Origin of the sequence: Methylobacterium gregans (genome assembly GCF_022179245.1) — a bacterium.
In the GTDB taxonomy this organism is placed as follows: Bacteria; Pseudomonadota; Alphaproteobacteria; order Rhizobiales; family Beijerinckiaceae; genus Methylobacterium; species Methylobacterium gregans.
This window is the reverse complement of the sequence record NZ_BPQM01000024.1, coordinates 1-21587: the sequence shown is the minus strand read 5'-3', so window position 1 is coordinate 21587 and position 21587 is coordinate 1. Positions and strand designations below refer to the sequence as shown.

23 protein-coding genes are annotated in these 21587 nt (G+C 72.3%); 8 read left to right on the top strand and 15 right to left on the bottom strand.

Annotation, left to right across the window (positions count from 1 at the left end; genetic code table 11):
- The 5 genes from MFF54_RS05440 to dsdA all read left to right on the top strand — a co-directional run bounded on the left by MFF54_RS05440 (position 1) and on the right by dsdA (position 6420).
- The gene (locus tag MFF54_RS05440) at positions 1–915 is read left to right on the top strand and encodes an ABC transporter permease (protein WP_238301600.1); all 915 of its coding nucleotides are present in this window, start codon (positions 1–3) and stop codon (positions 913–915) included.
- On the top strand, positions 912–1868 hold the full coding sequence (locus MFF54_RS05435; protein ID WP_370880193.1) for an ABC transporter permease: 957 nt from the start codon (positions 912–914) through the stop codon (positions 1866–1868). Before MFF54_RS05440 ends, MFF54_RS05435 begins: the two co-directional genes overlap by 4 nt.
- A gap of 49 nt (positions 1869–1917) precedes the next feature.
- On the top strand, positions 1918–3351 hold the full coding sequence (locus MFF54_RS05430; RefSeq protein ID WP_238301599.1) for a M20 family metallopeptidase: 1434 nt from the start codon (positions 1918–1920) through the stop codon (positions 3349–3351).
- Positions 3352–3353: 2 nt separating this feature from the next.
- Positions 3354–4985, top strand: a complete 1632-nt coding sequence (locus MFF54_RS05425; RefSeq protein ID WP_238301598.1) for an ABC transporter ATP-binding protein — start codon at positions 3354–3356, stop codon at positions 4983–4985.
- 160 nt (positions 4986–5145) lie between these two features.
- Positions 5146–6420: a D-serine ammonia-lyase gene (dsdA, locus tag MFF54_RS05420; RefSeq protein ID WP_238301597.1), complete on the top strand. Its 1275-nt coding sequence runs from the start codon at positions 5146–5148 to the stop codon at positions 6418–6420.
- 36 nt (positions 6421–6456) lie between these two features.
- Here the strand turns inward: dsdA and MFF54_RS05415 are convergent, their stop codons facing one another.
- The 9 genes from MFF54_RS05415 to MFF54_RS05375 form a co-directional block, all read right to left on the bottom strand.
- Positions 6457–6984 carry a gamma carbonic anhydrase family protein gene (locus tag MFF54_RS05415; protein WP_238301596.1) on the bottom strand — a complete coding sequence of 176 codons (528 nt, stop codon included), beginning with the start codon at positions 6982–6984 and terminating at the stop codon, positions 6457–6459.
- Positions 6985–7109: 125 nt separating this feature from the next.
- Positions 7110–7829, bottom strand: coding sequence for a DUF1223 domain-containing protein (locus MFF54_RS05410; protein ID WP_238301595.1), 720 nt, complete (start codon positions 7827–7829; stop codon positions 7110–7112).
- Between the two features lie 76 nt (positions 7830–7905).
- On the bottom strand, positions 7906–8868 hold the full coding sequence (locus MFF54_RS05405; protein ID WP_238301594.1) for a lipid A biosynthesis lauroyl acyltransferase: 963 nt from the start codon (positions 8866–8868) through the stop codon (positions 7906–7908).
- A gap of 100 nt (positions 8869–8968) precedes the next feature.
- Positions 8969–9991: a zinc-binding dehydrogenase gene (locus MFF54_RS05400; RefSeq protein WP_238301593.1), complete on the bottom strand. Its 1023-nt coding sequence runs from the start codon at positions 9989–9991 to the stop codon at positions 8969–8971.
- A gap of 91 nt (positions 9992–10082) precedes the next feature.
- On the bottom strand, positions 10083–10355 hold the full coding sequence (locus MFF54_RS05395; RefSeq protein WP_238301592.1) for an SH3 domain-containing protein: 273 nt from the start codon (positions 10353–10355) through the stop codon (positions 10083–10085).
- 11 nt (positions 10356–10366) lie between these two features.
- Entirely contained in the window at positions 10367–11128 is a 762-nt protein-coding gene (locus MFF54_RS05390) for an SDR family NAD(P)-dependent oxidoreductase (RefSeq protein WP_238301591.1), read from the bottom strand.
- Positions 11125–12408 (bottom strand): beta-ketoacyl-ACP synthase, encoded by a 1284-nt coding sequence (locus MFF54_RS05385; RefSeq protein WP_238301590.1) that lies wholly within the window; start codon positions 12406–12408, stop codon positions 11125–11127. The genes MFF54_RS05390 and MFF54_RS05385 overlap by 4 nt, the downstream gene beginning before the upstream one ends.
- Before the next feature lie 100 nt (positions 12409–12508).
- Entirely contained in the window at positions 12509–13585 is a 1077-nt protein-coding gene (locus MFF54_RS05380; protein ID WP_238301608.1) for a polyamine ABC transporter substrate-binding protein, read from the bottom strand.
- Positions 13586–13611: 26 nt separating this feature from the next.
- Complete coding sequence (locus MFF54_RS05375; RefSeq protein WP_238301589.1) at positions 13612–13968, bottom strand: RidA family protein; 357 nt, start codon at positions 13966–13968, stop codon at positions 13612–13614.
- Between the two features lie 219 nt (positions 13969–14187).
- Here MFF54_RS05375 and MFF54_RS05370 point away from each other — a divergent pair, with 219 nt between their 5' ends.
- Positions 14188–14457, top strand: coding sequence for a GlsB/YeaQ/YmgE family stress response membrane protein (locus MFF54_RS05370; RefSeq protein ID WP_238301588.1), 270 nt, complete (start codon positions 14188–14190; stop codon positions 14455–14457).
- 188 nt (positions 14458–14645) lie between these two features.
- Here MFF54_RS05370 and MFF54_RS05365 read toward each other — a convergent pair whose 3' ends face one another.
- The 5 genes from MFF54_RS05365 to rpsO all read right to left on the bottom strand — a co-directional run bounded on the left by MFF54_RS05365 (position 14646) and on the right by rpsO (position 19038).
- Complete coding sequence (locus tag MFF54_RS05365) at positions 14646–14867, bottom strand: YgaP-like transmembrane domain (protein WP_238301607.1); 222 nt, start codon at positions 14865–14867, stop codon at positions 14646–14648.
- Between the two features lie 99 nt (positions 14868–14966).
- Positions 14967–15611 carry a glutathione S-transferase family protein gene (locus tag MFF54_RS05360; protein ID WP_238301587.1) on the bottom strand — a complete coding sequence of 215 codons (645 nt, stop codon included), beginning with the start codon at positions 15609–15611 and terminating at the stop codon, positions 14967–14969.
- A 76-nt stretch (positions 15612–15687) separates the two neighbouring features.
- Positions 15688–16155, bottom strand: coding sequence for an AAC(3)-I family aminoglycoside N-acetyltransferase (locus MFF54_RS05355; RefSeq protein WP_238301586.1), 468 nt, complete (start codon positions 16153–16155; stop codon positions 15688–15690).
- Between the two features lie 96 nt (positions 16156–16251).
- Positions 16252–18477 (bottom strand): polyribonucleotide nucleotidyltransferase, encoded by a 2226-nt coding sequence (gene pnp / locus MFF54_RS05350; RefSeq protein WP_238301585.1) that lies wholly within the window; start codon positions 18475–18477, stop codon positions 16252–16254.
- A gap of 291 nt (positions 18478–18768) precedes the next feature.
- Positions 18769–19038 carry a 30S ribosomal protein S15 gene (rpsO, locus tag MFF54_RS05345; protein ID WP_066920265.1) on the bottom strand — a complete coding sequence of 90 codons (270 nt, stop codon included), beginning with the start codon at positions 19036–19038 and terminating at the stop codon, positions 18769–18771.
- A gap of 514 nt (positions 19039–19552) precedes the next feature.
- On the opposite strand from rpsO, the gene MFF54_RS05340 reads away from it, so the two are divergent.
- On the top strand, positions 19553–19780 hold the full coding sequence (locus MFF54_RS05340) for a hypothetical protein (protein WP_238301584.1): 228 nt from the start codon (positions 19553–19555) through the stop codon (positions 19778–19780).
- Here the strand turns inward: MFF54_RS05340 and MFF54_RS05335 are convergent.
- Complete coding sequence (locus MFF54_RS05335; RefSeq protein WP_238301583.1) at positions 19752–20483, bottom strand: YoaK family protein; 732 nt, start codon at positions 20481–20483, stop codon at positions 19752–19754. The two genes, MFF54_RS05340 and MFF54_RS05335, sit on opposite strands and share 29 nt — an antisense overlap.
- Positions 20484–20648: 165 nt before the next feature.
- Here MFF54_RS05335 and MFF54_RS05330 point away from each other — a divergent pair.
- Positions 20649–21587 (top strand): HAMP domain-containing protein (locus MFF54_RS05330; protein WP_238301606.1); only part of this gene is annotated, 939 nt, incomplete at its 3' end.

The window sequence follows — 21587 nt, the reverse complement described above, 5'->3', positions numbered from 1 at the left end:
ATGCTCGGCTTCGCGCTCCGCCGCATCCTGGTCGCGATCAGCGTCGCGATCACCGTCTCGGTGGCGAGCTTCCTGCTCCTCCACCTCTCGGGCGACCTCGCCACCGCGATCGCCGGGCCCGAGGCCACGGGCGAGCAGATCGCGGCGATCCGCCAGCAATACGGCCTCGACCAGCCGCTCCTCGTCCAGTTCGCCGACTGGGCGGGCCGCGCATTGCAGCTCGATTTCGGCAACTCGTTCTACTTCCGCGAGCGGGTCTCCGACCTCATCGCCTCGCGCCTGCCGGTAACCCTGACGCTCGGCGTCGTCGCGCTCTGCGTGGCGCTCTTCGTGGCGATCCCGCTCGGCGTCCTGGCGGCGGTCCGCCGCGACACCTGGATCGACCGGACGGCGCTCGCCGTCTCGGTGCTCGGCCAGGCCATGCCGAGCTTCTGGTTCGGCCTGACGCTCATCATGATCTTCTCGGTCAACCTGCGCTGGCTGCCGGTCTCCGGCAACGCGACCTGGAAGCACTTCGTGCTGCCGGCCGTCGCGCTCGGCTACTACGCCATGCCAGCCGTGATGCGGCTCACCCGCAACGGCATGCTGGAGGTGCTGGCCTCGGACTACGTCCGCACCGCCCGCGCCAAGGGGCTCCCGCCCCGCAAGGTCCTGGTCCGCCACGCGCTCCGCAACGCCGTGATCCCGGTGATCGCGCTCGCCGCGGTGCAGTTCGGCTTCATGCTGGGCGGCTCGATCGTGATCGAGGCGGTGTTCTCGCTCCAGGGCCTCGGCCAGCTCGCCTGGGAATCCATCGCCCGCAACGACTTCCCCGTCGTCCAGGCGATCGTGCTGGTGCTGGCGATGATCTACATCGCCCTGACGCTGGCCGCCGATCTCCTCAACGCCCTCCTCGATCCGCGCCTGCGCTCATGACGATCCAGCCCGCCTCCCCGCCGGCCGCGTCCGGCCTTGCTCCCGAGATGCTGATCCCGGCCCCCGCGGAGACCGCCGCGCCGCTGGCGCCGGCCCGCTCACCGACCGCGCTCGCGCTCCGGCGCGGCCTGCACCATGGCGGCTTCCTGATCGGGGCCGGCATCCTCGGCCTCATCGTGCTGGCGGCGCTCGCCGCGCCGCTCATCGCCCCCCACGATCCCTACGCGCAGGACGTCTCGCGGCGCCTGATCCCGCCGGTCTGGCACGCCAAGGGCTCGTGGGAGCACGTGCTCGGCACGGACAAGCTCGGGCGCGACTACCTGAGCCGCCTGATCTACGGCAGCCAGATCTCCCTGCTGATCGGGCTCTCGGCGGCCCTGATCTCGGGGATCATCGGCACCACGCTCGGCATCCTGGCGGGCTATTTCGGCGGCCGGGTCGATGCGCTGGTCAGCTACGTCGTCACCACCCGGCTCGCCATGCCGGTGGTGCTGGTGGCGCTCGCCATGGCCTCGCTGGTCGGCGGCTCCCTGAAGGTCGTGGTGCTGGTGCTGGGCCTGCTGCTCTGGGACCGCTTCGCGGTCGTCACCCGCGCGGCGACCCGGCAGGTGCGCGGCCAGGACTTCGTGGCGGCCGCCCAGGCCTCGGGCTTCGGCACTGCCCGGATCCTGGTCCAGGAGATCCTGCCCAACATCATGAACGCCCTGATCGTCGTCGCGACGCTCGAGATGGCGCACGCGATCCTGCTGGAGGCCGCGCTCTCCTTCCTCGGCCTCGGCGTGCAGCCGCCGCTGCCCTCCTGGGGCCTGATGATCGCCGAGGGCAAGCAGTACATGTTCTTCCAGCCCTGGGTGATCACCATCCCGGGGGTGGCGCTCCTCGTCCTCGTGCTTGCCATCAACCTGCTGGGCGACGGCGTGCGCGACATCACCGCCCCCGAGGGCCGGCACTGACGGCCGGCGACGCCCGAACCTCCCGATTCGAGAACCAGAGCGGAAAGCCATGTCCCGAACCGACGCCGTCGCCCTGGCGGAACGGCACTACGACGACGGAACCTTCCGCGCCGTCCTGCAGGACGCGGTCGGCCGCCCCACCGAGAGCCAGGCGTCGGGCCAGGTGCCCCAGCTCCGGGCCTATCTGTCCGACTTCGTGGCGCCGCTGATCGCCCGGCTCGGCTTCGAGAGCCGGATCCTCGACAATCCGGACGGCGTGCACGGGCCCTTCCTGATCGGCACCCGCCGCGAGGGCGACGACCTGCCGACCGTGCTGGTCTACGGCCACGGCGACACGGTGCGGAACTACCCCGAGCAGTGGCGCGCCGGCCTGCACCCGCTGGAGATCGTCGTCGAGGGCGAGCGCTGGTACGGCCGCGGCACCGCCGACAACAAGGGCCAACACGTGCTCAATCTCGGCGCGCTGGAGGCCGTGATGCGGGCCCGCGGCGGCCGGCTCGGCTTCAACGTCAAGCTCCTGATCGAGATGGGTGAGGAATCGGGTTCGCCGGGCCTGCGCGAGATCTGCCGGCAGGAGGCGGGGGCGCTGAGGGCCGACCTCCTCATCGCCTCGGACGGGCCGCGGATCAGCGCCGAGCGGCCGACCCTGTTCCTGGGCTCGCGCGGCGGCTTCAACTTCGAGCTGGTGGTGGACCTGCGCGCGGGCGGCCACCATTCGGGAAATTGGGGCGGCCTCTTGCGCAACCCCGGCACCGTGCTGGCGAGCGCCATCGCGAGCCTCGTGGACGGCCGAGGCCGCATCCTGATCGAGGCGCTGCGCCCGCCGCCGATCCCGGAGGGCGTGCGCGCGGCGCTCGCCGACATCACGGTCGGCGGCGACGCGAACGCGCCGGAGATCGACGCGGATTGGGGCGAGCCCGGCCTCTCGCCGGCCGAGCGGGTCTTCGCCTGGAACACGCTGGAGGTGCTGGCCTTCAAGTGCGGCGATCCAGACGGGCCGCTCAACGCCGTTCCGCCCTCGGCCAAGGCGACCCTGCAGCTGCGCTTCGTCGTCGGCACGGACTGGCAGGGGCTGATCGGCGCCGTCCGGGCGCATCTCGACGCCAACGGCTTCCCGATGGTCGCGGTCCAGGCCTGCCGTGCCGAGGTCTTCCGCGCCACCCGCCTGCCGGTGGAGGATCCCTGGGTCGGCTGGGCGCTGGCCTCGATCGCCGAGAGCACCGGCAAGCGCCCGGCGCTGCTGCCGAACCTCGGCGGCTCGCTGCCGAACGACGCCTTCTCGGAGATCCTCGGCCTGCCCACCCTCTGGGTGCCGCATTCCTACCCGGCCTGCTCGCAGCACGCGCCCGACGAGCACCTGCTCGGGCCGCAGACCCGCGAGGCGCTGGGGCTGATGGCCGGCCTGTTCTGGGATCTCGGCGAGACCGGGCCCGAAGTTCTCGCCCGACGCCGGGCCGAGCAGGGCGCGTGGCAGGGGAGATGAGCATGACCGAGCCCGTCGTCCGTATCGAGAACCTGACGCTCGCCCTGCCGAAGGGAGCCGACCGGCCGCACGCGGTCGAGGGGCTCTCCCTTGACCTGATGCCGGGCCGGATCCTCTGCGTCGTCGGCGAGTCGGGCTCGGGCAAGTCGATGAGCGCCTACGCGCTGACCGGCCTCCTGCCCCGCGCGCTCAAGGTCGCGGGCGGGCGCATCACCTTCGAGGGCCGCGACCTTCTCGGGCTCGACGAGCGCGCTTGGCGGGGGCTGCGCGGCCGGCGCATCGCCATGATCTTCCAGGAGCCGATGACGGCGCTCAACCCGGTGATGCGCATCGGCGACCAGATCGCCGAGATGTTCGAGGCGCACGGACTCCTCACGCCCGCCGAGCGGCGCGCCCGCGCGGTGGCGCTCGCCCGCGAGGTCGGCCTGCCTGACCCGGAGCAGATCGTGCGGGCCTATCCCCACCAGCTCTCGGGCGGGCAGCGCCAGCGGGCGATGATCGCGATGGCGCTGGCGCTGGAGCCCTCGGTGCTGGTCGCCGACGAGCCGACGACGGCGCTCGACGTCACCACACAGGCGCAGATCCTCAAGCTGATCCGCGAGCTGCAGCAGCGGCGCGGCATGAGCGTGCTGTTCATCACCCACGATTTCGGCGTGGTGGCCGACATCGCCGACCACGTCGCGGTGCTCCAGCGCGGCAAGCTGGTGGAGTCCGGCCCCGCGCGCGCCGTGCTGGAGAACCCGCAGGCGCCCTACACGCGGGCGCTGCTCGCCGCGGTGCCGAGCCTGACGCCGCCCGAGCGCCCGCCCGTCGCGGCGAACCCGGTCGCGCTCTCGGTCGCCGGCCTCGGCAAGACCTACACGACCCGCGGCGGCCTCTTCGGCAAGCCCCGGGTCGTCGCCGCGGTGAGGGAGGTCGCCTTCGACCTGCGCCGGGGCGAGACCCTCGGCATCGTCGGCGAATCGGGCTCGGGCAAGTCCACCACGGCGCGCCTCGCGATCCGCCTCGTCGAGCCGGACCGGGGCACGGTGCGGCTCGGCACCCTCGACTTCACGGCGCTCGGGCCCGCGGCGCTCCGCGCCGAGCGGCGGCGGATCCAGATGATCTTCCAGGACCCCTTCGCCTCGCTGAACCCCCGCCGCACGGTCGAGCAGATCATCACCGCGGGCCCCATCGCCCACGGCACGCCCGCCCGGCAGGCCCGCGCGCGGGCCCGCGAGCTCCTCGACCTCGTCGGCCTGCAGCCGAGCGCCGCCGAGCGCTACCCGAACGCCTTCTCGGGCGGGCAGCGCCAGCGCATCGGCATCGCCCGGGCGCTCGCGATGGAACCGGACGTGCTGGTGGCCGACGAGGCGGTCTCGGCCCTCGACGTCTCGGTGCAGGCGCAGGTCCTGCGGCTGCTGGAGGACCTGAAGCAGCGCCTCGGGATCGCGATGCTGTTCATCACCCACGACCTGCGCGTGGCCGCCACGATCTGCGACCGCATCGCCGTGATGCATCGCGGGGCCATCGTGGAGGAGGGCCCCACGGCCGCGCTGTTCGCCGCGCCGGAGCACCCCTATACGCGGAGCCTGCTCGCGGCCGCACCGGGCAGCGGGAGCGTGCTCGCCCGGCCGCACCCGATCCCGGCCTGAGCCGCTGCGGGAGCGATGAGCCGCGCGGGCCGGCATCGATGCTCCGGATCGGGCCCCGCCGACGCTCCGGACATCCGGGACAGCCGGCGGTCCGACTGGGACCCCAGAGCTGGATTCCGTAGAGCGGCTGATCTGCGATGATGTGTTGAACGGTTCCGGAATGCCAAAAACCCTCCCGTCCGGCCCCGCGCTGCCCCCCGCCGTCCTGCGGGCGGAGCCGACCGTCTGGCGCAACCCGCACCGGCGCAGCAGCGCGGCGGTCCTGCCGGACCTCGCCCTCGCCGAGGCCGACATGCGGGCGGCGGCGGCGCGCTGGCACCGCTTCGCCCCGCTGCTCGCCCGCCTGTTCGACGGGCTCGACGGCGGGCGGATCGACTCGCCCCTCACGGCCCTCCCGCCGGCCGTCGCAGAGAGCATGCTCCCCGGCGCGCCCGGCGCCGTCTGGGTCAAAGCCGACCACGACCTGCCGGTCACCGGCTGCATCAAGGGGCGCGGCGGCGTCTACGAGGTTCTGGCCTATGCCGAGCGGCTCGCGGAGGCGGCCGGCCTGCTGCGGGCGGGCACCTCGTACGCGGATTTCGCCACGCAGCCCTTCCGCGACCTCTTCGCCCGGCACACGGTCGCGGTCGGCAGCACGGGCAATCTCGGCTTCAGCGTCGGCGTGATGGCGCGCGCCCTCGGCTTCGCGGTCGAGGTGCACATGTCGCACGACGCCAAGGACTGGAAGAAGCGGCGCCTGCGCGCGCTCGGCGCCCGCGTCGTCGAGCATCCGGGCGATTACGGCCTCGCGGTCGCGACGGCGCGGGACGCCTTCCGCGATCGCGCCGACGCGCACTTCGTCGACGACGAGGACTCGACCGACCTGTTCCTCGGCTACGCGGCGGCGGCGCTCGACCTGCAGCGCCAGCTCGCGGCGGCCGGGATCGCGGTCGATGCGGGCCATCCCCTCGTCGTCTACCTGCCCTGCGGCGTGGGCGGCGCGCCGGGGGGCGTGGCCTTCGGACTGACGCTGCTGTTCGGCGATGCGGTGCGGCCGGTCTTCGTCGAGCCGGTGGCCGCGCCCTGCATGCTGGTTCAGCTCGCCGCGGGGCTCGACCGGCCCGTCAGCGTCTACGATGTCGGCCTCGACAACCGCACCGCGGCCGATGGGCTGGCCGTGGCCAGCGCCTCGATGCTCGTGGCGCGCACCGTCGGCCCGTTGATCGAGGCGGTCGTGACCGTGACCGACGACGCGCTCTTCCGCTGGCTCAGGGCGCTGTGGGACGGGGCGGCCCTGCGCCTCGAACCCTCCGCGGCCGCGGGCTTCGCGGCGGTGGGCCCGTTCGTCGCAGCGGCGGGAGGCGCCGACCTGGGACGCGCCACCCACGTGGTCTGGACGACGGGCGGCGCCCATCTCCCGGACGCCGAGTTCGAGGCCGCGCTGGCCCGCGGCTGACCGGCACCCGGGCGGGGCAGGGCGGCTCGGCCCGCCTCAATCCTGCCGGACGAGGCCCGCGGCGAAGCGCCGGGCGTTGGCGACGTAGTGCTCGGCGAGGCGCCGCAGATCGGCGGCCCCCGCCTCGTCGAGGCTGCGCACGGATTTGGCCGGCATGCCCACGATCAGGCTGCCGTCCGGGAACTCGGCCCCCTCCTTCACCAGGGCGTTGGCGCCGACGATGCAGCCGCGGCCGATCCGCGCGCCGTTGAGGATCGTGGCGCCCATGCCGATCAGCGTGCCGTCGCCGATGGTGCAGCCGTGGACGATCGCCCGGTGCCCGACGGTGACGCCGTCGCCGATCGTCAGCGGGAAGCCGGGATCGGAGTGCAGCACCGCCCCGTCCTGGATGTTGGTGCCGGCGCCCACCCGCATCGGCTCGTTGTCGCCGCGCAGCACCGCGCCGAACCAGACGCTCGCCCGCGCCCCGAGATGCACCTGCCCGATCACGTGCGCGCCCGGCGCGACCCAGACGCTGTCGTCGGCGAGGACAGGGGCGTGACCGTCGAGCGCGTAGAGGGACATCGGGATTTCTCGGGACGGAGGGGTCTGGGGGACGGGATTTGGGGGAGTGGCCCCACCATCTCACGAGCCGCGCCCCTCGTCACGGGCCGCGCGCCTGCGCGGATCGCGCGACCCGCGACGGCGTCCTACAGCCCGGGCCCCTTGGCGGCGCCCCAGATCCGGCCCGGCTTGCCGTTGCTCGCCCCCTGCAGCACGACGACCCAGGAATCGGCGTCGGCGACATGGGCGGTCGGGAGCGGCACCTCGTAATGGACCGGCTGACCGCTCCAGGACCCGACCCGGTGCATGCCGCGCACCACGTTGAGGTAGGTCGCCGTGCGGCCCCGGTTCTCCCCGCGCTCGATCGCCACGGGACGGCGCCGCAGGACGGACAGGAGCCAGACCTCGCCCCGCTGGCCGCCAGCGCCGACGTCGATCACGATATGGTCGCCGCGCTCCTCGCCGCGCACCGGCACCGGCAATCCGCCGGGCTGGGCCGCCTCCCGCCCGAGGATGCGCTCCAGCCCGGTCCGGTCGGAAGCCACCACCGAGGCCGCGCCGTTGACGATGGCCTGCGGCGTGAAGACCTGCCGGATGCCGTGCAGGCCCGCATAGGCGTGCTGGCGCTCGCTGAAGGGCTTCTGCGCCAGCGTGTCCTTCCAGCCGAGATAGTCCCAGTAGGTCACGGGCAGGGTCAGGGCGACGATGCCGGGCCGGCCGGCGAGCTCGCGGAAGACCGGGTCGGCGCCCCGGCAGGCGGCGCAGCCCTGGCTGGTGAACAGCTCGACCACGGCCCGCAGCGGCTCGCCCCTGGCAGGCTCGGCGCGGGCCGGCGCGCTGCAAGCCCCTGCCAGGGCAAGGGCCATCGCGCAGAACCGGGCGGCGTATCGGGAAGCCGGAAGCATCATTGCATCACAGCGCGCGCGGCATGAGGTTGGGAAATCACGTTGCGTTGAGAGGGGCCGCCCGCCGCCCGGCCGGCAGCATCGACGGGCGCCAGCGCCGGTGCATCCAGAGCCACTGGCCCGGGTGCTCGCGGACCCAGCCCTCGACCACCGCCGTCATCGCCTGCATGGCGCCCGGCACGTCGACCGCGCCGCTGGCGTCCCGGGGCAGGTCCAGGGGCGGGGTCAGTTCGAGCCGGTAGCGGCCGCCGGGCAGCCGCACCACCCGGGCGCCGTGGACCGGACACTCGTAGTTCCGGGCGAGCTTGGCCAGCAGCGGGTTGGCGAGACAGGGCCGGCCGAAGAACTCCACCACCACGCCGCGGGTGAAGTGCTGGTCGATGAGCTGGCCGAGATGGCCGCCGCGCTCGACCACGCCCTGCATCGCGAAGGCGGCACCGGGGCCGGAGGCGGCCAGGCCCCCCATGGTCTTCTGCCGCACCGCGCCGACGAGCCGGGCCGCCGCCGGATTGTTCGGCGCCCGGAACACCGCGGTCGCCTCGAGGTCGAACTTCGCCGCGGCGATCGCGGGGAGCTCCCAGTTGCCGAGATGGGCCGAGAAGATCAGGCCGGGCGCACCATCGTCGCGCAGGGCGTAGAAGTGCTCCAGCCCCACCACCTCCATGCGCTGGGTCGCGGGATCGGCCGGATCGTAGTCGAACAGCGTATCGAGATGGGCGTACTCCGCCCCCGTGCGGCCGAGATTCTCCCAGGCCTCCCGCGCGATCGCCCCGCGCTCGGCCTCGGAGCGGTCCGGATAGGCCTCGCGCAGGTTGCCCAGCATGGTCCGGTGCGCGGGAAGCCACGGGCCGATCCGGCGCAGGAGGGCCGCGCCCCAGGCGCCGGCCCGCTCGGGGCCGAGCCCCCGGGCGATCCGGAACAGGGCGGCGATCAGCGGCAGCATGGCGTAGCCCGCGAGCCGCGGGCCGGAGCGCTTCAGGACGAGGGCGAGACGCAGCAAGCGGGTCGGGCTCCGGCGACGGCGGACGCACGGCAGGGCCGGAGCCGGATTGCCGCGCTTCACGCGCCTTAGATCATTTCCGCGTGAGCAGGGAAAGGATTCAGAGGCTCACCAGGATCTTGCCGAAGACCTGGCGCGATTCGAGCCGCTCCAGCCCGGCCGCGAAGTCGCCGAGCGGATAGACCGTATCGATGACTGGCGTGAGGCCGGCCGCCATCTTGTCCAGCGATTGCCGAATGTTCTCGATGCGGCAGCCGAAGGATCCCGTGATGCGGTACTGTTGCTGGAACAGCTGCATCAGGTTCATGGTGGTCGAGACGCCGGAGGTCGAGCCGCAGGTGACGAGACGGCCGCCGCGCTTCAGGCAGAGCAGGGAGCCGTTCCAGGTGTCGGGCCCGACATGCTCGAACACCACGTCGACGCCTTTCCGCTTCGTCAGCCGCCGCACCTCGCCCTCGAAGCGCTCGTCGCGGTAGTTGATGACGTGGTCGGCGCCGAGCTCGGCCGCCATCGCGCCCTTGCGGTCGTCCCCGACCGTGGTGAACACGGTGCACTGAAGCGCTTTCGCCATCTTGATCGCGCTGGTGCCGATCCCCGAGCCGCCCGCGTGGACGAGGATGCTCTCGCCGGGCTCCAGCCGGGCGTTGTCGAACAGCATGTGCTGCACGGTGCCGAAGGCGATGCCCGCGCAGGCCGCGTCGGTGAAGCTCACGCCCTCCGGCGCCTTCACCACGAGCCGGGCCGGCACAGTTACGAACTCGCTGGCGAAGCCGTCGATGTGGAAGCCGTAGACGCCGCCCACCTCCTCGCAGAGGTTGTCGCGGCCCTGTTCACAGGCCCGGCAGTGCCCGCAGGTCCTGGCGCCGTAGAGCGCGACCGGATCGCCCTCCTCGAGCCCGGCGACGCCGTCCCCGACCGCGGCGATCTCGCCCGCGGCCTCCGCGCCGACCGTGAGCGGCAACTTCCGCTTGGCGAAGGCCATGCCGCGAAAGCCCCAGACGTCGATGAAGTTGAGGCCGACCGCGCGGACCCGCACCCGCACCTCGCCGGGCCCGGGGGCGGGGGCATCGGCGACATCGGTCAGGCGCAGGTCGCGGTCGCCGAAGAGTTGCAGGGCTCGCATCGATCGTTCCCGGGGCTCGGACGGCCCGATAGGGTGGCGCTAGAGGTGCCGCGGCGCCTTAGGGACAGCCTATGTCCCGATCAAGGCGCGGCTATTCGGGCGCGAGGTAGCGCCGCCGGGCCCAGCCGAGCGTCCGGCCGGCCTTGACCCGGCACCACGTGGTGCGGCTCGGCGTCTCGTTGGTGCAACCGAAGACCAGCACCCGGCCGCGGACCTCGCCGACGAATTCGGCGGAGGCGTCGGGCTCGGCCCGGACGCTCAGCGCCTCGCCGCGGGGCAGGCCATCGACCCGGTAGGCCTGGGGTTCGGCCGCGGCGGGGGCGGCGAGAAGGCCGGCGAGCGCGGCGAGGAGGAGAGGGCGCATCGGTTCGCGTCTCAGGCGCGGTGCACGCCCATCTGGGCGGTGAGGCCGCCATCGACCGGCAGGACGGTGCCGGTGATGTAGCCGGCCGCGTCCTCCATCAGGAAGCGCACGAGGGCGGCGACCTCCGCCGGGTCGGCGAAGCGGCCGGCCGGGATCTGGCGCTCCATGCCGGCGCGGTGGGCGGCGTAGGGGGCCATCATCCGCGTGTCCACGAAGCCCGGCGCGATCACATTGACGGTGACGCCGCGCTTCGCCGACTCGATCGCCAGGGTGCGGCAATAGGCGATCAGCGCGCCCTTGGTGGCGGCGTAGGCCGCGTTGCCGGCATTGGCGCGAAGCGCCGCGACCGAGCCGATCGCCACGATCCGGCCGGCGCGCGCCCGGATCATCCCCCGGGTCAGCGCCTTGGCGAGCCGGGTCAGCGAGGTGAAGTTCACCTGCATGGCCGCCTCCAGCCGGTCCTGGTCGAGCATCAGCGCGAGCGCGTCCGCCGACTGGCCGGCATTGTGCACGAGGCCGTAATAGCCCCGCTCCTCCGCCGCCGCGCAGAAGGTGTCGAGCGCCGCCCGGTCGCCGAGATCGAGGGCGTGGGCCTCGAAATCCGCGCCCGGATAGGCCTCGCGCAGCTCCGCCAGCAGCGCCTCGGCCTCGGCGGCGGACGCGCGGAAGGTGAAGTCGACCCCGTGGCCGGCCTGCGCCAGCGCCCGCACGATCGCGGCGCCGAGGCCCGCGGCGCCCCCCGTGACGAGGACGCGTCTGATCCCGGCGCTCATGCGGGCTCGGCCCCGAGGATCAGGCAGGTGTTCTGGCCGCCGAAGCCGAAGGAGTTCGACAGGACGCGCGAGACGGGCACGTCCCGCGCCTGCCCCACGATGTCGAGCGGGATCGCGGGGTCGGGCACCGCGTGGTTGATGGTCGGCGGGATGCGCCCGTGCCGGATGGTCAGGAGCGAGAAGGCCGCCTCGATCGCGCCCGCCGCCGTCAGCGTGTGGCCGATCATCGACTTGTTCGAGGTCACGGGCACGCGGCCCGCCCGCTCGCCCAGCACGGCGGCGAGGCCGAGCGCCTCCATCTTGTCGTTCTCCGGCGTCGAGGTGCCGTGGGCGTTGACGGTGTCGACGTCCTCGGGCGTCAGGCCCGCATCCTCCAGGCTCGCCCGGATCGCCGCGACGATCGGCGCCCCGTCCGGGCTGGAGCGGGTGCGGTGGAAGCCGTCGCCCTTCTCGCCGCAGCCGAGCACGTAGCCGAGGATGGTCGCGCCGCGGGCCGTGGCCGCCTCCGCGTCCTCCAGCACCAGGGCGGCCGCGCCCTCGCCCATGACGAAGCCGTCGCGGTTCTTCGAGAACGGCTTCGAGGCGCCCTCCGGCGGGTCGTTCTGGGTCGAGAGGGCCGATAGCAGCGAGAAGCGGATCAGCGATTCCGGGTTCACCGAGCCGTCCGTGCCGATGCAGAGCGCGGCCTGCGTCTCGCCGCGCCGGATCGCCTCGACGCCGAGCTGGATCGCGGTGGCGCCGGACGAGCAGGCGGTCGAGAGCGAGATCGGCGAGCCCTTGGTGCCGAAGCGCTCGGCGATGCGCTCGGCCACGGTGCCGAAGATGAAGAGGTCGTGCCAGGGGTCGAAGCGGCGTGTGGCGGCAGCGGCCTGAAGACCCGCGTAGCTGACCTCGCCGTTCTGGCCCGAGGCCTCGGCGAGCGCCTGACGCTGCGGCCATTCCATCTCGACCGGCGGCACGGCGATGAACAGGGCGCCGGGGAAGTCGCCCCGGCGGCCGATCCCGGCCTGCGCCACCGCCTCCTCGGCGGCCTCCGCGGCGAAGCGCTCCGAGAGGAGGGGGGCGACCAGCGGCTCGGTGTCGAGGAAGTCGACCGTGCCGGCGATGCGGGTGCGCAAGGTGTCGGTGGGGAAACGCCGGATCGCGTGGATGCCGGAACGCCCGGCGGTCAGCGCCGCCCAGTTGTCGGCCTGGCCCTGGCCGAGCGAGGTGACGAGCCCGATGCCGGTGACGGCGACGCGGGGCCGATCCTTTGCGTCGCGGTGGGAATGCGCAGTCATGGCGGCCGTCTTACACGATCGCGCTGGGGAGGGGAGGGGGTTCGAGGGCCGCCCCGCACGCACTCCCTCCCCCCTCTGAGGGGGAGGGAGAATGCGGCCCTCACCGGCCCGTGCGCACCCGGGTCCAGAGCCGGGTGATGAAGCGCTGCGTCCGGTCGTCCCAGGCGGTGTTCACCGAGAGGCGCTGCATCGTCGCCTCGTCCGGGTAGATGCCTGGATTGTTCAGGATCTCCGGCTTCACCAGCGCCTTCGCCGGCAGCACGCCGCTGGCGTAGGAGACGAAGTTGCTGTTGGCCGCCGCCACATCGGGGCGCAGCATGTAGTCGATGAAGGCGTGGGCCTCGGCGGCGTGCGGCGCGTCCTTCGGGATCGCGAAGGCGTCGAACCACATGATCGAGCCCTCCTTCGGCACGACGTAGCCGATCTCGACGCCGTTCTTGGCCTCGTCCGCCCGCTTCTTGGCCTGCATCACGTCGCCCGAGTAGCCGACCGCGACGCAGAGGTCGCCGTTGGCGAGCGCCTGGATGTACTCGGAGGAGTGGAACTTCCGCACCGCGCCACGGACCTTGTAGAGCGCGTCGGTGACCTGGGTCATGTCGTCCCAGCGCCGCGTGTCGCTCTTCAGCCCGTAGAAGGGCAGCATCGAGGGGATCAGGTCCTCGGGGCTGTCGAGCATCATGATCCCGCACTCCTTCAGCTTGTTGGCCGAGGTCGGGTTGAGCACGGTGCTCCACGAGTTGAGGGCGGCGTTCGGGCCGAGGCGCTCGCGCACGGCGCTCAAGTTATAGCCGATGCCGGTCGTGCCCCACATGTAGTCGACCGCGTAGGCATTGCCCGGATCGTAGGTGGCGAGGCGCCCGGCGATCTCGGGCCAGACGTTGCCCAGGTTCCTCAGCTTCGTCTTGTCGAGGGGCCGGAAGGCGCCGGCCCGGATCAGCCGCTGCAGGAAGGGCCCGGAGGGCACCACCACGTCGTAGCCGGAGCGGCCGGCGAGCAGCTTGGTCTCCAGGATCTCGTTGTTGTCGTAGGTGTCGTAGACGACCTTGATGCCGGTCTCCCGGGTGAAGGCCTCCAGCACCTTGGGGTCGATGTAGTCCGACCAGTTGTAGATGTTGACGACGCGCTCCTCCGCCCGGGCGCCGCCGAGGCAGGCGAACGCGCCGAGTGCCGCGCCCATGAGGGCGCGGCGGAGGAGGCCGCCGCTCACCGGCTCCTCGCCGCGACGACGACGATCTCCACGAGGTATTCGGGCCCCGCGAGCTTGGCCTCGACGGTGGCGCGGGCCGGGGGGTTCTCCTTCGAGACCCAGGCATCCCAGGCGGCGTTCATCTCGGCGAAGGTCGCGATGTCGGCGAGGTAGACGGTGGCCGAGAGGATGCGCTCCTTGTCGCTGCCGGTCGCGTGCAGCAGCCGGTCGATCTGCTCGAGAATCTGCTGGGTCTGGGCGGTGACGCCGGTGCCCACGGTGTCGGCCGCGACCTGCCCGGCGAGATAGACCGTGTCCCCGTAGGCCACCGCCTGCGACATGCGCTTGCCCGGCTCGATCCGCTCGATCGTCATCACACCACTCCCGCTTCCGTTGCGGCGGCCAGCACTATCGGCAGCGTCCGACCCTGCCAATCCCTATCGGCGGTGGCGGGCGCGGGTAGCCCGGACCAGCCTCGGCGAATCGCCGAAAGGTTCCGGTACGAAAAATCCGTCCGCCCAAGCTTTCCGCGGCAACCTGCCGCCCCGCTGGCGCGTTCAGTGGACATTCGCACCTACGCGCAGGGGTTTGCCATGGAAATTCTCTGGACCATCGTCATCGGCTTCCTGGCCGGCGTCATCGCCAAGTTCATCATGCCGGGCGACAAGGAGCCCGCGGGTTTCATCCTCACCACGATCCTCGGCATCGTCGGCGCCTTCGTGGCCACCTTCATCGGCCAGGCGGTTGGTTGGTACGGGCCGAACCAGGGCGCGGGCTTCATCGGCGCCATCGTGGGCGCGGTGATCGTGCTGGCGATCTACGGCTTCATCGCCAGCCGCAGCAGCCGCACCTCGACCTACTGATCGGCACAGCCGGGTCGGACGGAGGAGGGCGCCCGCGAGGGCGCCCTTTCTCGTTCGGGGCAAGCCTATTCGGCACTGAGGCTCTTCGGGCGCACAGGCCTCGTTCCGCGCCCGGAGCATGTCTAAAAAGCGAGGGCCCGCCGTGCTGATGCGCGGCGGGCCCCGGAGGCTGGATCGATGGTCAGGCCTTACAGGCGCTGCGAGGCCGCCTTCATGGCGCAGTGGCCGGTGGCGCCCCGCAGCGCGAGCCCGACGCCGACGACGAGCGCGGCGAGGCTGAGCAGCTTGTTCGGGCGCGGCTGCGCGGCGGCCGCCGCGATGCCGAGACCGAGCGCCACCGAGACGGCCCGCTCCGTGGTGGTGAGGTTCGGCTCGCCGCTGAAGATGTCGTGGGCCATCTGGTTGATCATCTGGGTCGCCATCGGGCTTCTGTGTCTCCGTGATAGGTCTCGCCGGGCGAACGCGGGGCGCGGGGCGGCGTTCCCGGGCACCGTGCCGCGGCGCCGGACTCAGCCGGAGGCCTGCCCCTGCTCGGCGAGCAGACCGTCGTCGATCTCCCGCGCCCGAATGGCGGCGGGACGCTCGGTGAGGCGGGCGGTGTAGATCTCGAAGGCAGGCCGCCGCTCGATCGTGCCGAATGCCATGCCCCAGGCCAGATGCGCGCCGACATAGAGGTCGGCCGCCGAGAAGCTTTGGCCCGCGAGATAGTCGCCCCCCCTCAGCGCCTGCTCGAGTGCGTCGAGCACCTCGGGCAGCGAGCCGTAGCCCACCATGCCGCGCATGCGCGGATCGTCCGGCACGGTGACGCCCAGGACCTTGTTGGTCACTGCCGCCTCGACCGGGCCCGCCGCGAAGAACAGCCAGCGGTAGTAGGCCGCGCGGTCGCGACTGCCGGGCGGCGGGGCGAGCCCGGCCTCCGGAAAGGCGTCGGCGAGGTAGGCGCAGATCGCCGCCGTCTCGGTCACGACCGCGTCGCCGTGGCGGAGCGCCGGCACCTTGCCCATCGGGTTGATCGCCCGGAAGGCGGGATCCTTCATGCCGGGGCCGAAATTCATCAGCTCGGCCCGATAGGGCGCGCCGACCTCCTCCAGCATCCAGCGGGCGATGCGCCCGCGCGACATCGGCGTGGTGTAGAGGACGAGGTCTTCGCTCATGTCTGGCCTCCCTGCCGGCGATTCGCCCCCGGCGGGAGCGTTCAAGCAGATGCGACGGCGCCCGGGAAGCGGCCCCTCAGGCCCTCGCCGGCCCGACCGGGATATCGAAGTGCAGCACCTCTTCCTGGTTGCCGAGCCCCCGGTAGAGCGCGATGGCCGGGTCGTCGCCGTGATCGGCCTGGACAAACACCACCCAGGCACCGCGGGCCGCCGCGATGCCGCGCAGATGCGCGATGAGCGCGGTCGCGGCGCCTCGGCGCCTGTGCGCCTCCGCCACGGCGAGGTCGTAGATGTAGATCTCGCGGCGCATCCGCTCGATCTTGTCGAAGACGTAGGCCACGAGGCCGCCGACGATCTCCCGGTCTTGCTCGGCCACCAGGACGACGATGTGCTCCCGGCCGAGAAGACCGGCGAGCCACGCGTCCGAGGGCGGCTCGGCCGCATAGGTCTCCCGGTCGCCGAAGGCCTCGGCGAAGAGCGCGTTCAGGACGCGCAGGGCGGCGACGTCGGCGGGGCCGAGGCGACGGACGCGAATCGGCGACATGCAGGCAGGATAGCGCCTGTCCGGGGATGCGGCCCAAACGAAAAGCGCGGCCCCGAGGGGCCGCGCTTCCCGAACCGTCAGCCGTGAGGGCGAGGCTTACTCGCCCGCGTCGCGGCGGCGCTCGCCCCGGTGGGAGCGGCCGCCCTCGCGGCCCTCGCGGGGCTCGTCGCCGCGCTCGGCCCGCTCGGCGTCGCGCTGGGCCTTCAACTTCTCGGTGATGTCCTCGCCGGTCTGCTGGTCGACGACCTTCATCGAGAGGCGGATCTTGCCGCGGTCGTCCTGACCGAGGAACTTCACCTTCACCTTGTCGCCTTCCTTCACCACGTCGGTGACCTTGGCGACGCGCTGGGGCGCGAGTTCCGAGATGTGGACGAGGCCGTCCTTGGCGCCGAAGAAGTTGACGAAGGCGCCGAACTCCATCGTCTTCACCACGGTGCCGTCGTAGATCACGCCGACCTCGGCCTCGGCCACGATCGAGCGGATCCAGTTGTAGGCCGCCTTGATCGCCTTGCCGTCGGACGAGGCGATCTTCACGATGCCCGTGTCCTCGATGTTGATCTTGGCACCGGTCTTCTCGACGATCTCGCGGATCACCTTGCCGCCCGTGCCGATCACTTCGCGGATCTTATCGGTCGGGATCTGCATCGTCTCGATGCGCGGCGCGTACTCGCCGAGCTCCGGACGGGCGGCGGTCAAGGCCTTCGCCATCTCTTCGAGGATGTGCGCGCGGCCATCCTTCGCCTGGGCGAGGGCGATCTTCATGATCTCCTCGGTGATGCCCGCGATCTTGATGTCCATCTGGAGCGAGGTGATGCCCTCGTCCGTACCGGCCACCTTGAAGTCCATGTCGCCGAGGTGATCCTCGTCGCCGAGGATGTCGGAGAGCACCGCGAAGCGCTCACCCTCGAGGATGAGGCCCATGGCGATGCCGGCGACCGGGCGGCGCAGGGGAACGCCCGCGTCCATCAGCGACAGCGAGCCGCCGCAGACCGAGGCCATCGAGGACGAGCCGTTCGACTCGGTGATCTCGGACACGACGCGGATCGTGTACGGGAACTCGTGGGCCGGCGGCAGGACCGGGTGGATCGCCCGCCAGGCGAGCTTGCCGTGGCCGATCTCGCGGCGGCCGGGCGAGCCCATGCGGCCGGTCTCGCCGACCGAATAGGGCGGGAAGTTGTAGTGCAGCAGGAAGGTCTCCTTGTAGGTGCCTTCCAGCGCGTCGATGAACTGCTCGTCCTCGCCAGTGCCGAGGGTGGCGACGACCAGCGCCTGCGTCTCGCCGCGGGTGAACAGGGCCGAGCCGTGGGCGCGGGGCAGCACGCCGACCTCGGAGAGGATTGAGCGGACCGTCTTCACATCGCGGCCGTCGATGCGCGAACCCGTGTCGAGGATGTTCCAGCGGACCACCTTCGACTGAGCCTCCTTGAAGGCCGCCTTGACCTTCTCAGGCGAGAACTTCTGCTCGCCGTCCACCGGGCAGAGGGCCGCCACCACCTTCGCCTTCACGGCGTCGACGGCCTTGTAGCGCTCCTGCTTGACGGTGATCTTGTAGGCGTCGCGCAGCTCCGACTCGCAGATCTCCAGCACCGCCGTCTCGACGTCGGCGTTCTCCGGCGGGGAGAAGTCGCGCGGCTCCTTGGCGGCCTTCTCGGCCAGCCGGATGATCGCCTCGATGACCGGCTGGAAGTGCTTGTGGCCGAACATCACGGCCCCGAGCATCACGTCCTCGGAGAGTTCCTTGGCCTCGGACTCGACCATCAGGACGGCGTCCTGGGTGCCGGCCACGACGAGGTCGAGGGTCGACTCGTCCTTGGTCTCGGTGACCAGCGGGTTCAGCTTGTAGCCGCCGTTGACGTAGCCGACGCGGGCGGCGCCGATCGGGCCCATGAAGGGCACGCCGGAGAGCGTCAGGGCGGCGGAGGCCGCCACCATCGAGACGATGTCGGGATCGTTCTCGAGGTCGTGGGTCAGCACGGTGACGACGACCTGGGTGTCGTTGCGCCAGCCCTCGACGAAGAGGGGGCGGATCGGCCGGTCGATCAGGCGGGAGACGAGCGTCTCCTTCTCGGAGGGACGGCCCTCGCGCTTGAAGTAGCCCCCCGGGATGCGGCCGGCGGCGTAGGCGCGCTCCTGATAGTTCACGGTGAGCGGCAGGAAGTCGATGCCGGCCTTCGGCTCCTTGGCGGAGACGACGGTGGCGAGCACCGAGGTCTCGCCGTAGGTGGCGATCACGGCGCCGTCCGCCTGGCGGGCGACCTTGCCGGTCTCGAGGACGAGCTTGCGGTCGCCCCAGATCAGCTCTTCGCGTTGAACGTCGAACATGCGTGTCTCTCTGTCCTTGGCCTCTTCCGCGGACGGGCCTTCCCGGCCGCGGGTGGGCGAACCCGGCGCCGCCAGGGGCAAGATTGCGGGCCTCTCCGCTGAAGAGGCCTGCGATCCTGTCCCCGGCACGTGGCGCCTCGAAGTCGCCGCTTGTATCGGGATGCCGGATCCATTCCGGCCCCGAATTCTTCCTTAGGTCGCCCCCGACGCTCTCGCATCGGGGGCGCACCGCCGCATGGGCGGCGGCGCGCGGTCGCGCTTGCGGCGGCCTGACGGCCGCCGGGGCCAGCCTTAGCGGCGGATGCCCAGGCGCTCGATCAGCGAGCGGTAACGGGCCTCGTCCTTGCGCTTGACGTAGTCGAGCAGCGAGCGGCGCGAGGAGACCAGCTTCAGGAGGCCGCGGCGGGAATGGTTGTCCTTGCCGTGGGTCTTGAAGTGCTGGGTCAGGTTCGAGATCCGCTCGGTGAGGATCGCCACCTGGACCTCCGGCGAGCCAGTGTCCTTGGGATCGACGCGGTATTCCTTGATGAGCGCGGTCTTGCGCTCTGCCGTGATCGACATCGCAACTGCCTTTCTGGGATGTGCGGGAGGCGGCTGCCTCGGGCAGCGCGCCTTCGTGAGCTGGGGCAGGGCCGGTGCCGGGATGTCGTCCAGCACGGTCGTTGAGCCCAAGCGGCTTCAGGCCTCGCCCGTCGCCGGGCCGAGGCCGCGCGCACCATACACGAAAGCGCCTCGCATGCCAGTCCCGCCGCACCCCTACCCGCCGCATGCCCATCCGAGGCACCACGCGATGCGGCGTCCCACCACTGGGGAGCGATGCCGTCCGCTTCCACGATCACCCGCGTTGAGAGCATCGGTTCAGAAGGCTGGACCGGGGCACATCAAGTGTCTTGCGTTTATTCTGCCGGCTAATCATAGCCGGAACTGCGTATGCGCGGCCCGGTTGGCCCTGCGTGACGAACGCGGGAACGCAAGGATGAGGCCAAGGATGACCCGGAACGCCGCCCTCGGCCCCGCGGGCGTCGCGCCGGAGGGCGCGCGCCGGACCCGGGCGGATTGACGCCGAGGGCGCCCCGTGTCGGCCAAGAGCAAGAAGGGCAAGCGCCAGGCCTTTCTCGTCGCCGTGGCACAGCGCCGCGAGGCGGCACGGATCTACGCCGTGGTCGCGCCCTCCGAGGCGGAGGCGCTCGCCGCGCTTGCCGACCACGCGACGGAGAATGTCCGCCTGCAGGTGGTGGGCGGCCTGTCGCGCGACATGGTGCGCCGGCTCAAGCTCAAACCGGGGGAGCTGCGCCTCGTGTGAGGCCCCGCGCCGCCGCGGCCGTGAGGCCGGCCAGCAGCAGCACCGGCAGGAGCGCGCACCAGAACGCTCCGTAGGCGACCCCGAGGGCGCCCGCGAGCGCCCCGGCCGCGAAGGCGAGCACGGCCGGCAGGATCCGCCGCAGCCGCGCCCGCGTCGCCGCATCCGCCGCGCGCCCGAGCGCGACGTCGACGGCGTCGATCACCGCTTGGGTGACGTTGACGGTCATCACCGTGGTGGCGGCGAGGTTGGGCAGGCAGAGCCGCCCGAGGGCGTTCTGCACACCCATCGCGGCGACCGCCAGCATACCGACGAGGAGGGCTGACGGGCTGTCCGCTCCGGAAAAGGGGGCGAGCACCACGCCGGCGCCGCCGAAGCCCGCGAGCAGCAGCGCCTCGACGGCGAGGAGCCAGGGCAGGGGACGCCGACCGGCCCGCTCTAGCCCAAGGGCGAGAAGGCGCGCGCCCGCGACCGCGAGCACGAAGACCGGCAACGCCAGGAGCTTGGCCACGAGGCCGCCCGCGTCCCCCACGAGCGCCGCGCCGATCAGCACGAAGTTGCCCGTGACATGGGCGGCGAACAGCCCGGCGAGCGCCACGAACCCGGCCGCATCGACGAAGCCGGCCACGAAGCCGAGCGCCGCGGCGACGCCGTACGGTACGGCCTTGTCGGGCGCCGTCAGGTTCTGCCCCCGCGTCCCGGTCATCGCGCGCCTCTCGCTTCCGCCCTGGTCGGTCGCCGCGATTGCCCGGCGGCGCGCCTCCGTCAAGGCCGGCCCGTCACACCCCGCCCGCGCCGCCCCCCTTGGCCCGCATCGCCCCGGATGCCATGCTTCGCGGGAGCCGCCCGCGAGGCGGCCCGGAAGGGGATGATGCGCTCGCTCAAGGTCCGTTTCGCGCTGCTGCTCGGCGCGACAGCCCTGCTGATCGTGCTCGCGGCCCTCGGCGTGCTCGCCTCGATCGCCGCGGCCGAGCGCACGATCGACCGCACGCTCGCGGCGCAGGCGCGGCTGGAACTGTTGGCCGAGCTCTCCGGCCGGCTGACCCAGTTCGGCCTCGCGGCGGTCGAGACGGTGGGCAATCCCGACACGCAGCCCGAATCCATGGCGATCGCCCGGACCAACGCCGACAAGGCGCTCGCCGCCGTCGACGAGGCCCTGGCCCGCAGCATCCGGATCAGCGACGACCCGCAGGACCGGATGGCCTACGCCGCCCGCACCCGGCCCATGGCGCAGCTGCGCGCCGCCAGGGCGATCCTCGACCGGCAGGTCCAGCAGATCACCCGCCACGCGGCCGAACCGGAGCAGCGCCAGAACGCCATCAAGGGCGCGCTCAACGGCTTCGGGGCGATGACCGGGCAGCCGCTCTCGTTCCTGATCGAGGCGGAGCGGCGCAGCATGGTGCTGGGCTCCGAGGAGGCCCGCGCGCTCGCCGACCGGCTGCGCCTCGCGGCCGCGCTCGCCGTTGGGGCGGCCCTCGCCGTCCTGCTGGTGCTCTACCGCAGCCTGATCCGGCCGACGCTCGCCCGGATCGAGGCGGTGCGGCGGGCCGCGATCGCGGTCGGGCGGGGCGAGCTCGACACCCGCCTCTCGGTCGCGGTCCGGGACGAGCTCGGCCTCCTGGTCGCGAGCTTCAACCGCATGGCCGCCCGGCTCGGCCGCCGCGAGGCCCGGGTCGCCGCCGACCGGGCGGCCCTGGAGGAGACGATCCAGGCCCGCACCGCGGACCTGCGGGCCGCCAACGCGCGGCTCGAGACGGTCGACCGCTCGCGCCGCCGCTTCTTCGCGGATGTCAGCCACGAGTTGCGCACG

Excerpts from the sequence above, each read along its gene's own strand:
- MFF54_RS05440 (WP_238301600.1), top strand. The coding sequence starts at position 1 with ATGCTCGGCTTCGCGCTCCGCCGCATCCTGGTCGCGATCAGCGTCGCG.
- MFF54_RS05435 (WP_370880193.1), top strand. The coding sequence starts at position 912 with ATGACGATCCAGCCCGCCTCCCCGCCGGCCGCGTCCGGCCTTGCTCCC.
- MFF54_RS05430 (WP_238301599.1), top strand. The coding sequence starts at position 1,918 with ATGTCCCGAACCGACGCCGTCGCCCTGGCGGAACGGCACTACGACGAC.
- MFF54_RS05425 (WP_238301598.1), top strand. The coding sequence starts at position 3,354 with ATGACCGAGCCCGTCGTCCGTATCGAGAACCTGACGCTCGCCCTGCCG.
- dsdA (WP_238301597.1), top strand. The coding sequence starts at position 5,146 with ATGCCAAAAACCCTCCCGTCCGGCCCCGCGCTGCCCCCCGCCGTCCTG.
- MFF54_RS05415 (WP_238301596.1), bottom strand. The coding sequence starts at position 6,984 with ATGTCCCTCTACGCGCTCGACGGTCACGCCCCTGTCCTCGCCGACGAC.
- MFF54_RS05410 (WP_238301595.1), bottom strand. The coding sequence starts at position 7,829 with ATGGCCCTTGCCCTGGCAGGGGCTTGCAGCGCGCCGGCCCGCGCCGAG.
- MFF54_RS05400 (WP_238301593.1), bottom strand. The coding sequence starts at position 9,991 with ATGCGAGCCCTGCAACTCTTCGGCGACCGCGACCTGCGCCTGACCGAT.
- MFF54_RS05395 (WP_238301592.1), bottom strand. The coding sequence starts at position 10,355 with ATGCGCCCTCTCCTCCTCGCCGCGCTCGCCGGCCTTCTCGCCGCCCCC.
- MFF54_RS05390 (WP_238301591.1), bottom strand. The coding sequence starts at position 11,128 with ATGAGCGCCGGGATCAGACGCGTCCTCGTCACGGGGGGCGCCGCGGGC.
- MFF54_RS05385 (WP_238301590.1), bottom strand. The coding sequence starts at position 12,408 with ATGACTGCGCATTCCCACCGCGACGCAAAGGATCGGCCCCGCGTCGCC.
- MFF54_RS05380 (WP_238301608.1), bottom strand. The coding sequence starts at position 13,585 with ATGGGCGCGGCACTCGGCGCGTTCGCCTGCCTCGGCGGCGCCCGGGCG.
- MFF54_RS05375 (WP_238301589.1), bottom strand. The coding sequence starts at position 13,968 with ATGACGATCGAGCGGATCGAGCCGGGCAAGCGCATGTCGCAGGCGGTG.
- MFF54_RS05370 (WP_238301588.1), top strand. The coding sequence starts at position 14,188 with ATGGAAATTCTCTGGACCATCGTCATCGGCTTCCTGGCCGGCGTCATC.
- MFF54_RS05365 (WP_238301607.1), bottom strand. The coding sequence starts at position 14,867 with ATGATCAACCAGATGGCCCACGACATCTTCAGCGGCGAGCCGAACCTC.
- MFF54_RS05360 (WP_238301587.1), bottom strand. The coding sequence starts at position 15,611 with ATGAGCGAAGACCTCGTCCTCTACACCACGCCGATGTCGCGCGGGCGC.
- MFF54_RS05355 (WP_238301586.1), bottom strand. The coding sequence starts at position 16,155 with ATGTCGCCGATTCGCGTCCGTCGCCTCGGCCCCGCCGACGTCGCCGCC.
- pnp (WP_238301585.1), bottom strand. The coding sequence starts at position 18,477 with ATGTTCGACGTTCAACGCGAAGAGCTGATCTGGGGCGACCGCAAGCTC.
- rpsO (WP_066920265.1), bottom strand. The coding sequence starts at position 19,038 with ATGTCGATCACGGCAGAGCGCAAGACCGCGCTCATCAAGGAATACCGC.
- MFF54_RS05335 (WP_238301583.1), bottom strand. The coding sequence starts at position 20,483 with ATGACCGGGACGCGGGGGCAGAACCTGACGGCGCCCGACAAGGCCGTA.